The 14,281-nt window shown below is 40.8% G+C and carries 15 protein-coding genes and 1 riboswitch; of the genes, 3 read left to right on the top strand and 12 right to left on the bottom strand.

What is annotated here, in order from left to right:
• Positions 1 to 100: 100 nt before the first annotated feature.
• The gene (locus V7137_RS10265; protein ID WP_335697992.1) at positions 101 to 1,321 is read left to right on the top strand and encodes an MFS transporter; all 1,221 of its coding nucleotides are present in this window, start codon (positions 101 to 103) and stop codon (positions 1,319 to 1,321) included.
• 270 nt (positions 1,322 to 1,591) lie between these two features.
• Positions 1,592 to 2,314, top strand: coding sequence for a protein-glutamine gamma-glutamyltransferase (locus V7137_RS10260; protein ID WP_335697991.1), 723 nt, complete (start codon positions 1,592 to 1,594; stop codon positions 2,312 to 2,314).
• Positions 2,315 to 2,445: 131 nt separating this feature from the next.
• On the opposite strand, the gene V7137_RS10255 is transcribed toward V7137_RS10260, so the two are convergent.
• The 11 genes from V7137_RS10255 to V7137_RS10205 form a co-directional block, all read right to left on the bottom strand.
• On the bottom strand, positions 2,446 to 3,441 hold the full coding sequence (locus V7137_RS10255; RefSeq protein ID WP_335697990.1) for an ABC transporter substrate-binding protein: 996 nt from the start codon (positions 3,439 to 3,441) through the stop codon (positions 2,446 to 2,448).
• A gap of 17 nt (positions 3,442 to 3,458) precedes the next feature.
• Positions 3,459 to 4,220 (bottom strand): ABC transporter permease, encoded by a 762-nt coding sequence (locus V7137_RS10250; RefSeq protein ID WP_335697989.1) that lies wholly within the window; start codon positions 4,218 to 4,220, stop codon positions 3,459 to 3,461.
• Position 4,221: 1 nt separating this feature from the next.
• Positions 4,222 to 4,890, bottom strand: a complete 669-nt coding sequence (locus V7137_RS10245; protein WP_335697988.1) for an ABC transporter ATP-binding protein — start codon at positions 4,888 to 4,890, stop codon at positions 4,222 to 4,224.
• Positions 4,891 to 4,963: 73 nt separating this feature from the next.
• The gene (tenA, locus tag V7137_RS10240; RefSeq protein ID WP_335697987.1) at positions 4,964 to 5,635 is read right to left on the bottom strand and encodes a thiaminase II; all 672 of its coding nucleotides are present in this window, start codon (positions 5,633 to 5,635) and stop codon (positions 4,964 to 4,966) included.
• Positions 5,636 to 5,639: 4 nt separating this feature from the next.
• Positions 5,640 to 6,923, bottom strand: a complete 1,284-nt coding sequence (locus tag V7137_RS10235; RefSeq protein WP_335697986.1) for an acetylornithine deacetylase — start codon at positions 6,921 to 6,923, stop codon at positions 5,640 to 5,642.
• A 25-nt stretch (positions 6,924 to 6,948) separates the two neighbouring features.
• Positions 6,949 to 7,461, bottom strand: coding sequence for an energy coupling factor transporter S component ThiW (gene thiW, locus V7137_RS10230; RefSeq protein ID WP_335697985.1), 513 nt, complete (start codon positions 7,459 to 7,461; stop codon positions 6,949 to 6,951).
• A gap of 17 nt (positions 7,462 to 7,478) precedes the next feature.
• The gene (gene thiE, locus V7137_RS10225; RefSeq protein WP_335697984.1) at positions 7,479 to 8,117 is read right to left on the bottom strand and encodes a thiamine phosphate synthase; all 639 of its coding nucleotides are present in this window, start codon (positions 8,115 to 8,117) and stop codon (positions 7,479 to 7,481) included.
• Complete coding sequence (gene thiD / locus V7137_RS10220) at positions 8,114 to 8,932, bottom strand: bifunctional hydroxymethylpyrimidine kinase/phosphomethylpyrimidine kinase (RefSeq protein WP_335697983.1); 819 nt, start codon at positions 8,930 to 8,932, stop codon at positions 8,114 to 8,116. The genes thiE and thiD overlap by 4 nt, the downstream gene beginning before the upstream one ends.
• 15 nt (positions 8,933 to 8,947) lie before the next feature.
• Positions 8,948 to 9,763 (bottom strand): hydroxyethylthiazole kinase, encoded by an 816-nt coding sequence (gene thiM / locus V7137_RS10215; protein WP_335697982.1) that lies wholly within the window; start codon positions 9,761 to 9,763, stop codon positions 8,948 to 8,950.
• An 84-nt stretch (positions 9,764 to 9,847) separates the two neighbouring features.
• Positions 9,848 to 9,957: riboswitch (TPP riboswitch) on the bottom strand.
• Positions 9,958 to 10,093: 136 nt separating this feature from the next.
• Positions 10,094 to 11,695 carry a DcuS/MalK family sensor histidine kinase gene (gene dcuS / locus V7137_RS10210; RefSeq protein ID WP_335697994.1) on the bottom strand — a complete coding sequence of 534 codons (1,602 nt, stop codon included), beginning with the start codon at positions 11,693 to 11,695 and terminating at the stop codon, positions 10,094 to 10,096.
• Between the two features lie 52 nt (positions 11,696 to 11,747).
• Positions 11,748 to 12,425: a response regulator gene (locus V7137_RS10205; RefSeq protein ID WP_335697981.1), complete on the bottom strand. Its 678-nt coding sequence runs from the start codon at positions 12,423 to 12,425 to the stop codon at positions 11,748 to 11,750.
• A 225-nt stretch (positions 12,426 to 12,650) separates the two neighbouring features.
• Here V7137_RS10205 and V7137_RS10200 point away from each other — a divergent pair, with 225 nt between their 5' ends.
• A complete protein-coding gene (locus V7137_RS10200; RefSeq protein WP_335697980.1) occupies positions 12,651 to 13,916 on the top strand; it encodes a dicarboxylate/amino acid:cation symporter in 1,266 nt (421 codons plus the stop codon).
• A 47-nt stretch (positions 13,917 to 13,963) separates the two neighbouring features.
• On the opposite strand, the gene V7137_RS10195 is transcribed toward V7137_RS10200, so the two are convergent.
• A partial coding sequence (locus V7137_RS10195) for a GNAT family N-acetyltransferase (protein WP_335697979.1) occupies positions 13,964 to 14,281 on the bottom strand: 318 nt, incomplete at its 5' end.

Below are 14,281 nucleotides of genomic sequence, written 5' to 3'. Positions count from 1 at the left end.
GGCATATTTAACAAATAGTTATGTTAATATAAAGTTTGAAAAATTACAGGTTTTCTGATGTATAATATCTATAGAAATTTAATAAAGATGGTGAAGACACATGCGTACATACAACGAAAAAGTAAGCATCTATCATGGGATGGTGTCGACCATCGCTGTGAACCTAGCCAGTAATTTTTTTCCAATCTTCGCCATTTCCATTCTAGGCGCAAGTAACTATCAGGTGGGGTTGATTAACTCCCTGCCACCGTTGATTGCATTACTCATGACGATTCCAGCGGCGATCATGTTGAATCGTATAGAGAAGCAAAAGAAAACCGTCGCTATGTCTGTTTTATGGGCCAGAGTTTTGTTTTTACCTTTAGTTGGCGTGCTTTTTGTTAACTCGTCCTTTCAAGCATGGGCTTTTTTAATCATTGTGGCTTTAATGAATGTGCCCGGGACGATTTCAAATATCGGCTGGCAAACCCTCATTAGCGGAATGATCAAAGAAGAGCGCAGAGGGGAGTTTTTCAGTGACCGAAATCGGCTTCTTACGATTGTTGGGATGATTACAACTTTGATTATCGGAATCATTATGAAGAACCAAACAAACAATGCTGTCGCCTATCAGTTATTATTTGTCCTGGCGTTTCTATTTGGTTTATTAGAAGTGTTTTTCTTAATGCGGCATAAAGAAACGGCTCAGCCAAAGGCGGATAAGCAGGAAAAGAAATCGTCTATGGATTGGACGATTTTTAAGGATAATGGATACAAGTGGTTTTTAGTCACTGCCCTATGCTTTAACTTTTCATGGCAGATGGCATGGGGATTGTTTAATATCTATCATGTTAAATATGCGCATGCAACCATTCTTTGGATTAGTATTTTTTCCGTGGCGAATCAATTAGCACAAATCTTTACTTTTCCACTTTGGAAACGATGGGCAGAAAGAAAATCAAATACGTTAATGCTTGTGTGGGTTGCAGTCGGCATGGCTGCTGCACCATTTATGACGGTTTTGTCTACTAATCTAGTCTATTTAACTATCGTTCAGACGACCTCAGGGATCTTTGTTTCAGGTACGATGCTGCTTTTGTTCAACCTGTTGCTGGAGAAGTCCCCAAAGGAAAAAAGAACGTATTGCATCACAACCTATAATGTCTTGTTATCTTTCATAGCCTTCCTTTCCCCACAAATCGGCATTTGGCTACTTGAAGTAACCGGCATTCATAAATCCATGGATATCGTATCCATCTTAAGATTCCTAAGCGCGGTCGTTTTCTTACTGATGTATGTAAATTCCATGAAAAAGAGCAACCCTGTTTTGCAAAAAAGCTAACGATAAATGTTAAATCTTTGTCATCATTTATTTTGGTGCCATTTGTATGGTGCCTTTTTTGTGTTGTTTGTTTGGGATTGTTTGATGTTATTTGTGTCGTGTTATTTGTGTGGTGTTATTTGTTTGGTGTCAGGCACCGAAAGTGGACATTTGTACTCCTCCGACGGACACATGGATTAAACCCGGAATTTTGCTGTGATTGTTGTAAATATTAGTGTTGTAGTTTCATATTTTAGAAGGAGTTGTTGATTAAGGGAAGCAGGTGGGTGGATGATTAAAATAGGTCAGCAAACGATTCATTTGGATGATCTCAGTGATGACCTTAAAACGAAGGAACAGAAAGACATCCTTACTAAAATGGTGAAATCTAATGAAATTTTTCAGTATCAATCTGTAAGTCAATTAAAATTTGAACTGCTGTTCCGAACGAACACACTAAAGGCTGCTCGTGATCTGAATAATAGCAAGGTACAGTTTACGACCTTTGCGTATGCCTTTGCCAATAGAAAGTATTGGAATCGTTTAAGCAATGGCGGTTTTCTCCTTAAACCAAATGTACGACCCACAGACGCCATTCTTGACATTTTAAAAAATGGTTCACTATATGCCTTTGATTGTTCTACAGGCATCGCGATTGTCATATATCTGGCGACGCTTTATACGATTGGCAGCAGAAGGTTTGATCAACTTTTTAACGGGCTCTATTTAATGGATTGGCAATTTGATAACAACCTAAAACTCACTCAAAAATATGGTGAAGAATTCATTCCAGGTGACATTGTACATTTCAATAATCCAGATGTAAACCCGAATGAGTCACATTGGCGTGCTGAAAATGTAATCTTTATGGCCGATGACCAATACTACGGGCATGGTGTAGGTATCAAAAAGGCAAACACCATTATTACCTTCTTAAATAAAAAAAGAATACCCAACCCGCGGATCTCTGCTTATCTCATGAACCTTATTACCAGACCTGTTTTATTGATCTAAAAAATAGACCGCTGCCAATAAGGAAGCGGTCTTTTGCCTGTCCGAAGATACATTGCGGACTCACTATAAAAAACTATCCACCACAGGTGGACAGATTGCTCATTTTGTCTTTTTGTGGTGCCTGACACCAATTAAAAATTAGTAAATGCATCTTCGGCTTTGGTGTTTTCTTTTATGACTTTGTTGTCTTTTAGCCATTGGGCTGTTTTCTCCCATGTTTGTGGGTCTTGGTAGCCGAATGGTTTTTCTTTGGCGTCCATTAATGGGAGAAGGATTTCTAAGCTTTTTGTTTCAACGTCCTTCTCTAATGGGGATGTTTTATCTTCATGATTCATTAATACAGACAGACCGTCTTCTGGATGATCCTGAACGTATTTTTGACCTTTTGTAATTGCTGTCATGAACTTTTTATACACTTCTGGTTTTTCTTTTAATCCCTTTTCACTTGCGACCATCACTAATTCATAATAATCAGGTACGCCAAAGTCCGCGGGGTTTAATGTCCGCATCGGATGTCCCTCTTTTTCGAGCAGCAACTTCTCATGGTTAATATAGCCGCCAATCAAGGCATCGTTTTTTTTCATAGCCATTGAAGGGATGAGATCCCAGCCAACATCGACCATTTTTATTTTCTTGGCATCGCCGCCGTCTGCTTTCACCATGGTCTGAACAATTGCCTCATCCAATGGAATCGATGGATAGCCAATCGTTTTCCCTGCTAAATCCTTAGGGGATTGAATTGGACCATCGGCAGGAACCATTAATTGATTTAGTGGATGACGTACGATTGCTGCAAACGATTGGACCGGGATATCTTCTCCACGAGCCACGAGTACCTGTGGTTGATAACTCATGGCCATGTCGATTTGATTAGCAGCCACAAGTTTAAGTGGATCATTTGTATCTGCTGGCATTTGGATATCCACATCTAAGCCTTGGTCTTTAAAGTACCCCTTCTCCTCCGCTACAAACAGAAAGGAATGCACTGCATTTGGATACCAATCGAGCATTAAACTTACTTTTTGAAGCTTTCCATTTCCACCAGAAGCTTTTTCTGGACTCTCTTTCCCGCAAGCACTTAATAAAAGTAACACCAGACTTACAATCACTAATACACTTTTTTTCATCAGAAAGTACTTCCTCTCTAGTTGAAACGATTTTTATTTTTTAATACCTGTTTTTCTAATAAACCAATTAGTAAAAATAACACGATGCCCAGCATGGATAATAGGAAAATCGATGCGAACACGGCATCAGCCTTTAAATTACCGGACATTCTCCGACTGAAATAACCTAAACCTTCACTGGCACCCAGCCATTCCCCGATTGTCGCACCGACCACGCAATAAACTACAGACATCTTCAATCCTGAAAAAATCGCCGGTAATGCCATGGGTAACTGAATTTTTTTAAAAATCGTCCAGCGGTTGGCGCCCATGGTTAACAGTAAGTCACGATATTCATGTCCGCCTGTTTTCAACCCATCATACGTACTAACGACAATGGGAAAGAAGGCAGTTAGAATGGTCACGGCAATTTTACTCCAAATCGAATACCCAAACCACATGATAAAAATCGGTGAAATAGCTATTAGCGGCACCGTTTGGGAGATGACTAGAAACGGGTAAAGTACTTTTTCGATTGACCTCGAAAAATGCATAGCAACGCCCAATAGTAAACCACCGATCACGGACAGGCCAAAACCAATCAGAACTTCCTTTAAAGTTGCGGGTAAATGCTCCCCACACAACAATTGCTGGTTTTCACGCAATGCTGCCCAAACCGCTGATGGTGCAGGCAAAATAAATGCCGGAACTATTCCTTTCCTGACGATCCATTCCCATCCACTGACAAGAATGAGGACAACAAGGAAAAACAACCCATACTCTTCCGTCCATTTTTTCATCCTAACTCTCATTGTGTATCAGCCACTCCAATTCTTTTCTCATTGATATAAAATCAGATTGATAGATTAGTTGAGAACTCCTTGGTCGCGGCAGATTGACTTTCAGTTCTTTGATTCCAGCATCTTGGAGCACATAAACTCTGTCGCTCAAAAGGATCGCTTCCTCGAGATCATGTGTAATAAACAAAACCGTCTTTTGTAACTCCCCCCACAGCCCTAATAGCCATTTATGCATATTCCGTTTTGTGAGGGAGTCAAGAGCACCAAACGGTTCATCTAATAAGAGGAGCTCTTTTCCTGACATCAAGGTTCTTAAAAAAGCGACACGCTGCTTCATTCCTCCGGAGAGCTCATTTGGATATGTACGTTCATAATCTGCTAATCCAAATCGCGATAACCACTCTTTTATTTCTGGTAATCTCGCTTGCTTGCGCTCATTGGTAACCTCTAGTGGTAATAATACATTTTCTAAAACGGTTCTCCATGGTAACAGCAGATCTTTTTGCGGCATGTAGCCAACGCTTCCTAATCTCTTTTTAGTCTTTAGACCATCAAGCAGGATGTCCCCCTGATCTGGTTCAATTAAACCCGTAATCAATTTAAAAAGGGTGCTTTTTCCTGAACCGCTCGCACCAATAACAGAGACAAATTCTCCTCGCTTCACATTCATTGTAAGTCCTTGAAAAATTGGTTTGGCTTCCGCAAAAGAATAGGAGAGTTCTTGGATTGATAACATCTGCGAGTTAGACAGGCCACTCGCCTCCCTGGTAAACCATATCCCAAAACATATATTCAAACCGAGATGTTGTCAGGAAATGTTCTTCTAAAATCGCTAACTCCCGCTCCGGTTTGCCATCTGCCAATTTATCTAGTAAATCAATCAGCCAGGTTGCTAAGGAACCAAATTCACTAGACGAGTACATTTTCACCCACTCACCATAGAGTAGATGTTCACTAGCACCAGGATAGGTATCTGCTAGCATTTTGCTAATCTCCCAATAGCTCCACATACACGGCAAGAGTGCGGAGACTAATTCCGCAAGTGTTCCATTCTGGGCCACATTTAGCATGTACCGGGTATAGGCTAAATTAATCGGCGTTGGTATTGTCTCTTCCAGTTGTTCATCGGTAATGTCAAACCGCTTAGCATACTGTCGGTGCAGATCCATTTCTCCGTGCAAGGTCTCATGCAAAAGCTTCGCAAATGCAGCCATTGTCTCCAAATCATTTGCTTTAACGGCCCCAATTGCAAACAGCTTCGAATAGTCAATTAAATACACATAATCCTGTTTCATATACCGAATAAATGATTCGATAGGCAGGTCACCAGTGCCCATCCCGACAACAAATGGATGTTGATGGGTTTTCTCCCAAATATCACTTACTTTTTCAAAAAGTCTTTGGGTAAATCTCATTTCTTTACTGCTCCTTCCTCGTGTTGCACCACTCAGCGATAAATACAGCTAAAACCTTGGTAAAGTCCAGTAATTGACTAACTTCCACCTTCTCATTTACTGCATGGGCATCTTCCAATTTCCCTGGTCCAAAAATGACAGTAGGAATTCCGGCACGTCCAAGCCACCCTGCATCTGTAACAGTGGTGGACATCCCAACAGTTGGCTGGTACGTTAACAATTTTTCAAAGGAGTTGGATAAAACCTTTGTTCCAGGATGGTTAGCATCCATTTCTAATGAAGGAAAAATTTCTCCTCTGTCGACAATCATCGATTTTCCGCCCCAAACAAACTGTGGTGGATTCTCACGAAGCCATGGATCTGCTGCAGCAACGGCCCCAATATGCTGTTCGATTTCTTTGATGACCTCTTCATAGTCTTCATTTGGATAAAAATGAACGGTAATCCATAGTGCACAGCGATCAGCCACGAATGCTGCATGCCGCCCACCCTCAATGACCGCAGGATTAATCGTATTGGTGCCGGGAGGAAATCCTTCATAGCTTTTCGATACGGCCCAATGACGTTCTAATTCTTGAAGCCCAGAAATAATTTTCATCATTTTCTCGATCGCGCTTGCCCCTTGAACGCCACCACCCGCATGGATCATTTTCCGCCGGATTCCATCATGATAGGTTTCCTTGCTTTGAATCGTAATCCAGCCAGTTATGACACCGCCTTGTCCTTGAATATGTAAATCACTGGTATCAACCACAACAGCATAGTCAGCAGTATACCCTCTCTCCATGCATGCAAGTGTTCCCGCCTCCCCAACTTCTTCTCCAATAACCGACTGAAATTGGAGATCGCCTTGAAGCGAGATACCAAGTTCTTTTAATATTTTAATCGCGATAAGGGATGCTGCGATTCCGCCCTTCATATCAGCGACTCCACGTCCATAAATAAAACCATCAATGCAAAAGGTTGAAAATGGAGACTCCGTCCACTCTGAATGATCGCCCACTTCTGCCACATCCACATGACCATTTACAATTAAACTATTAAAGTGAGTAGGAAATTCTCCTGGTAAAACACCAACGACATTAGGATCACTCGGATAGACATCCCATTGATCGGTCTTAAATCCCAGGTCTTCTAAATATCTTTTGATAAAATTCTGAATCTCATTTGTATTCCGTGCTGGAGGACTAACTGTTGGGAACGCAATAAGTGCGGTCAACAATTCAATTAATTCCGCTTCTCTCGCTTCTACTTCTCGTGAGATGATACCATGCAGATCCTCTTTCATTTGGTCACTCCCTTACAATTCATAATTATTTCCTGATCGATGTCTCATTTTTACTCAAAATCAACACTTTTTTCCTTAAAAAAACAGACAAAATAATATATCCAAGCAGGGCTCCTGCAAACGAGCTAAATATAAATAATGGAATAAATCCAAACATAGTTGCTTTTTGACCAAGAATTAGTGTAGCGATAGGATACGCCAGGAGCGCACCTATGATTCCCGTTCCGACTACTTCACCGATAAAAGCAAGATATAATTTTCGAGTTTTCCAGAATAATAGTGAGGCAAGCAAGGCTCCGACCATACTGCCAGGAAAGGCAAACAGCGATCCTGTTCCCATTAGGTTTCTAAGTAGGGAAACACCGAAGGCCTGGGCTACAGCATAATAAGGTCCTAATAAAACAGCGGATAAGACATTCATTAAATGCTGGATCGGAAAGACCTTTGTAAATCCAATCGGAATATAGAATAGATTGCTAGAAATGGTCCCAATCGCAATCATCATCGCTGTTAACGTCAGTTTGTGCGTTTTCCTCATGATTCCACCAATCCTTATTAAATCACATTTTGTCTTAATGCCCTTGCCGCTTCCAATGGTGAATCAGCCTGGCTTATGGCTGTAATCACTGAAACCCCATCTGCTCCTGCGTTCATAACTGAACGTGCATTTTCAATTGTGATTCCGCCGATTCCGACAATCGGGGTTTCACAGCCATCTTTTCGAAGTTTTTCAATCAGGGTAGTTCCTCGAGATGGCTTGGCGTCCGCCTTTGTTTTTGTCGGAAAAACAGGTCCAATCCCAAAATAATCCGCTCCATCTCGTACCGCTGCCATCGCTTCTTCCGTGGAATGAACCGAGACCCCAAGAATTTTGGTGATGCCGATTTTCTCCCGCACTGCTTTTACCGTTTCATCATCTTGGCCGATATGAACACCATCTGCTTCAATCTCCACAGCCAACTCAATATCATCATTCACAATAAAAGGGACTTGATGTTTTCGGCAGATGGTTTGCAGTTCTTTAGCCAGTGCATATTTTTCAGATCCTGTTAATGCACCTTCCCCTTTTTCACGGAATTGAAAAAGCGTAATTCCACCTGAGATCGCCTCATCTAATACTTCAGCTGGTTCTTTCAAACAGTTGGTGCTGCCCATTATAAAATAAACTCGTAAAGCCGCACGGACATTTATCATGACCTTGCCATCTCCTTTGTTAAATTCCTTTTTCCATACGCCCAATGGTTGGTTGGACCATGTCCTTGACCAATCTCCAATTGATCCTCAATTGCCGCCTGTATAAAATCCTTCGCTTTCAAAACGGCGTCATAAACTGAAAACCCTTTGGCCAGTTCGGCGGTTAGTACCGCCGAAAACGTACAACCAGTTCCATGTGTGTTCTTTGTCTGGATTCGAGGACTTGTAAATGTGTAGAATTCCTTCCCATCAAACAATAAATCAGTCGACACGGACTCGTTTTCATCGTGACCGCCTTTGATCACTACATTCTTTACCCCCAACCCATGGAGTCTTTTGGCAGCTTCTTCTTTATCTTCATTGGTCTGAATTAACATCCCTGTAAGTACTTCCGCTTCTGGAATATTCGGCGTAATCACCTTGGAACGCGGCAATAAGAATTCTTTCATGGCAGAAATGGCTTCCAGCTGTAACAAGGAAGCACCGCCTTTCGCAATCATGACAGGGTCGACGACAACATTCTCCCACCCATAAATCTTGAGTTGCTCTGCGACCGCCTCGATGATTTCCGCATTGAACAGCATTCCTGTTTTTACCGCATCCGCACCCATATCTTTGCCAATTGCTTCAATCTGTTTGACAACGGCCTCTCTTGACATGGGGTAAACTGCGTGAACACCTAATGTATTTTGGGCTGTTACAGCGGTTAACGCCGACATCCCAAACACATCTAATTCCTGAAACGTCTTTAAGTCAGCCTGAATTCCAGCACCGCCGCCGCTATCAGAACCTGCGATCGTTAATGCTTTTTTCATGTAAAATACCCCCTCTTATTGATTCACCTTTTTAAAAGAAGCGTGTAATTGTATATCTTCGAAAGAAACCAAAGTTAATTGGTTTAAAAATTCAATTTGGAAACTACCTGGCCCCTTTTCAGCTGTTTGCCCCGCTGCCTTTTCCGCCGCGATCTCATAGTATGTTAAAGCAGCCACCGAAGCGAGAATCAAATCTTCTTCCACTCCTGCAAATGCCCCAATCACCGATGTAAGCAGACATCCCATCCCAGTCACCTTTGTCATGATAGGGTGACCATTGTAAACAAGATAGGTAGTCTCGCCATTCGAAACAACATCCTCTTTTCCAGTAATGATGACGACACATTTCCATGTTTGTGCTGCTTTTATCGCAAGAGTAACAATATCCCCGTTAGCTGTCGACCCTGCATCGACGCCTTTAATTTCCCACTTTTCACCGAGTACATTCGCAATTTCTGCTGCATTTCCCCGAATCGCTGAAACCTTTACTTCATTCATGATTCTTTGTGCCGTTTCGGTTCGGTAAGCGGTAGCCCCCGCACCAACTGGATCAAAGATAACTGGTACACCGGATTCATTGGCAGCTTTTCCGGCAATGATCATTGAATCCACCGTTTGCGGATTTAAGGTTCCAATATTCAATACCAGTGAACTCGCAATCTTGGCCATATCTGCTACTTCCTCCGCTGCATACGCCATAACCGGGGAGGCACCTAAAGCAAGAAGCCCATTGGCGGTAAAATTCGTGACCACAACATTGGTGATATTATGTACAAGCGGGTTTACCTTTCTTACTTTTTCCACCGTTTCAAACAAATTGATTTTTTCCATTTCAATCTCTCCATTTCTTTAAAAAAAAAATAAAAAAACCAGATCCAAAAACGGACCTGGTTAGCTAGTAAGAGAAAAAATTATAGATTCACTTGGCTACTTTCCTACGCTGGTATTACCCAGATCAGGTCCGAAGGGTTGAAAATTTATCCATTTTCTCTCAGCCTGTTTACAGGGCACCCCTAGTAGATACAATTCATTATTAAATTAAGTACATCATAGCGCTATGAAACTAGAATGTAAAGAAATTAGTTTTAATCGAGACTTAAGTTGACATAATATCATTATTGTAAATTCTCTATAATTAAACACCTTAAAGTTAACATAATATTATTCCTGTTTACTTTTATAAGGGAACGTCACAATAAAAGTTGACCCTTTTCCTTTTTGAGAATATATTTCTACTTTTCCAGCTAGTTTTTCCAAGCTTCGCTGCACCAAAAATAAACCGATTCCTCGATTTTCACCCTTAGTGGAATATCCTTTTACACATAAGCTATTTCGCACCTCTTCATCAATACCAGGTCCTGTATCATGGACCTCTAACACGAGTGTTTCATCATAATAGTCGAACCTTAACGTTACTTTTTTAAGTGGACAGTCCGCAACAGCATCTAGTGCATTATCGATTAAATTCCCAAGGATCGTGACCACTTCATGCGTGGTTTCCTGGTGGAGAGGTTCTGGTAAAAATCCTTCCCCAGCAATGATCAATTCACAACCGTTTTCCCTTGCAAAGCTAAGCTTTCCTAAAATAAATCCTGCTAACACAGGATCTTTAAAACGACTGACCACAAATTCCACTTCTGATTGTTGATGATTAACAATTTTGGTAATGTATGACGAGACCATTTGATAATCCTTCATATGGATTAAACCTGAAATAACATGTAGTTTATTCATAAATTCATGTGATTGGGTTCTTAGTGCCTCTGCATATAACTTGACGCCAGTTAATTGTTCAGCTAATTCCTTGATTTCGGTTTTTTCTCGGAAAGTGGCAATTGCTCCAACAATCTTTCCTTTCACGATTACAGGGACACGATTGGTTAAAACGGTGATATGATTGATTTCTTGTTCCTGGTCCAGCAGGGCCTCCCCCGTTACCAGAACTGTCGAAAGCCTTGAATTCGGCATGTAATCGTCTATTTTTCTACCTAAAAAAGGACCGTCGACCCCTGCAATTTGAAGAAGCCGAACCCCCTCATTATTAACGAGTGTGGTTATCCCAACCTGGTCAACTGCCAATATCCCTTCCTTGGTTGATTGCAGCATTGCACTTCGTTCTTCTAACAATTTTGCAACCTCACTTGGCTCAAGGCCAAATAAAATGGCTTTGATTTTTCTTGCTAAAAACAGCGCTCCTAGCACACCGACTAAAATACCTACACCGACTCCGATCAGAATGATTTTTCTGCTTTGTGCAATCGCTTGATTTACTTTTTCTAATGAGATTCCAACCGCAACGGCCCCGATTTGTTTATTCTTTTCATCAAATACAGGGACAAACGAGCGTAAAGATAATCCTAATGTCCCTTTTGCAGTCGAAATATGCTCTTTTCCTTTTAACACAGGACCTTCATCACCACCGACAAAATGTAGACCCAGGAGATGACGATTAGGATGTGATTTTCTAAGTCCATTCATGTCCATGACGACGATAAATTCAACATGGGTGGACCGTTTGAGATCATTGGCGAAGGATTGGATGTCTTTCTCTGCTTTTTTATTCTGCAATCCCATTATCACAATGGAGGATTGGGCAACAATTCTTGCAATATCCGTGGCTTTTTCTTCTTGGACTTTCCTTGTTTCTTGAGAGATTCTATTGGTAATTAAAATCTCAGTTACGAACAGTGCCATTACAACCACAATACAGACCAGCAGGGTAATCGTCGTTTGTAAACGGAGCTTTAGTTTAGGTTTTCCCATCCTGATTTTCCAGCCCAACATGTCCCTCCTACTCACACTCCATCGTATTTTTTCAAACTCCATACCGGTTAACTGGTCTCCCGACACCGCCGTAATGGATATGGATCTTCACTTTGCCTTCTTTTTCTAAATAATCAAGATACCTTCTTGCCGTTACACGTGCCATCCCAATGCCTTCTGCTACTTCTTCCGCAGAAACTGGTTCTTTTTCCTGCGCTAAAAATTCCGTAATTTTTATTAAGGTATTCATATTTAATCCCTTAGGGAGGCTGTCACTTTCAGATTCTTCCTTGTTATCAATAAATAAGAGTTGATCAAGTTCCTCTTGAACTAGAGCTTTTTTTTCTGCTAATTTCAGACGATAGTTTTTATAGTTATCTAGTGATTTTTTTATTCGATCAAAGGTAAATGGCTTCATGATATAATCAAAAGCACCTTTTTGAAGAACACCATGGATGGTTTCAATATCGCTGGCGGCAGTTATTGCAATCACATCAACGGAAATGACCTCCGAACGAAGTTCTCTTAGCATCTCCAATCCACCCATATATGGCATGTAAATGTCGATAATGGCAAGGTTGGGCCGGAGTTCTTTGACTAAACGCAGCCCCTCCATCCCGTTTGCGGCAACGCCGATAATCGAAAACCCTTCTATCCTATCAATAAATTGGCGGTGAACCTCCCGAACCATTGGATCATCTTCAATCAATAATACTTTTAACGGAAACATCCCCTGCTCCCCCTTAGAGTAATGCCTTTTATAGTAATATAATGGCCTATTTTATTTAAATAGTAAAATAATTTTAAAATGCTTGTTTACGGTATTTTTTATAACAAAAGGAACAATAAGACCAATATGACCAAAAACTTACTATTGTCTGAATTTTCATTTATCATGTGCTTGGGTGGATTGAAAGCGTTAACAGTTTTACTAAACAAAGGGGTGCATGTGGCAATGAAAATTAATTTTAAAAATCTGACTGTCCAAGTATTACTAGGGATCGTACTTGGGATTATCATCGGATTTCTTTTTCCGAAATTCGGTACAGAATTAAAGGTTTTGGCCGATATCTTTATCAAGTTAATTAAAATGGTGATTGCTCCAATTGTATTTTTTACGATTGTCATTGGAATTGGAAACATGGGGGATTTAAAAAAGGTTGGACGTATCGGAGGGAAAGCGCTCCTGTATTTTGAAATTGTTACGACGTTTGCCTTAGCGATCGGGTTACTGCTAGTTAATATCATAAAACCAGGATCTGGGTTTAATACACATTCCGTAAAAGGCGGAGATATTTCACAATTTACTGAGCAGGCAAAAGAAACAAGTCATGGATTCATTGAATTTATTTTAGGAATTATTCCAGATAATTTTGTAGGAGCCATGGCAAAGGGTGAGCTGCTCCCAATCTTATTCTTTGCCGTTCTCTTCGGAATTGCGCTTGCTTCCTTAGGCCAAAAAGGAAAACCGGTCGTTGCCTTGTTTGAGCAATTTACGGAAATATTTTTTAAAATTGTTAATATGGTGATGAAGTTTTCACCGATTGCGGCATCCGGTGCTATGGCGTATACGATTGGAAATTTTGGTCTCGGCTCGTTAGTCTCCCTTGGAAAATTGATGGGAAGCGTTTATGCAACGATGTTTATTTTTATCATTTTTGTTCTAGGGGGAATCGCAAAGCTTTATGGATTTAATATTTTAAAATTTATTGCTTATATCAAAGAAGAAATTCTCTTGGTATTAGGGACATCCTCCTCTGAGTCTGCTCTGCCAAGAATGATGGAAAGACTTGAAAAATACGGTTGTTCCAAGTCGGTGGTTGGTCTTGTTGTCCCAACTGGGTATTCGTTTAACTTGGATGGAACCGCGATTTATCTTTCGATGGCTGCACTCTTTATTGCACAGGCTTACAATGTTGATATTACAATTTGGCATCAAATCACCTTATTAGGGATTTTAATGTTAACATCAAAGGGTGCTGCCGGTGTAACTGGTTCAGGTTTTATTACCCTTGCCGCTACTCTGTCGGCTTTCCCAGTCATTCCGGTCGAAGGGATCGCCTTATTACTAGGAGTCGATCGTTTTATGTCTGAAGCCCGTGCGATTACGAACTTAATCGGAAATGGTGTGGCAACAGTGGTTGTTTCCAAGATGGAAAACGAATTCCATCCTTCCGAAGAGCTTGAAACTGCAAAAACTGAAAAATCGATTAGCGCTTAATCTTGGACAAGAATATGGCTTGGAGGATTTCCCTCCAAGCCATTTTTCTATTTTAACAAGTTAATATCTTCCCAGCCATAGGCCAACTCAATTAAGTTTGTACCAGCAAAATCAACCGTTTCGCGATTGACTACTTTTCCACCCATCTTTTCGTAGAAATAGCGGGAAGTATTATCCTGAAAGACCCAAACAAGCATAGAATGAATATTTTGGTTTAATAAATCAGCTACGACGGCTTTTATGAGTTGTTCTCCTAAACCTTGTTTCTGAAAGTCTTGTAAAATATAAATTGCATACATTTCACCGGCATATTTAGGATATTCCCCTGTTCTTTCTGGACCGCCGTTAGCAAAACCAACGATTTG

It is taken from the genome of Neobacillus drentensis (assembly GCF_036962765.1).
Lineage (GTDB): Bacteria > Bacillota > Bacilli > Bacillales > Cytobacillaceae > Neobacillus > Neobacillus drentensis_C.
Note: the sequence above shows the minus strand (reverse complement) of the source record. Positions and strands in the feature narration are given on the sequence as shown.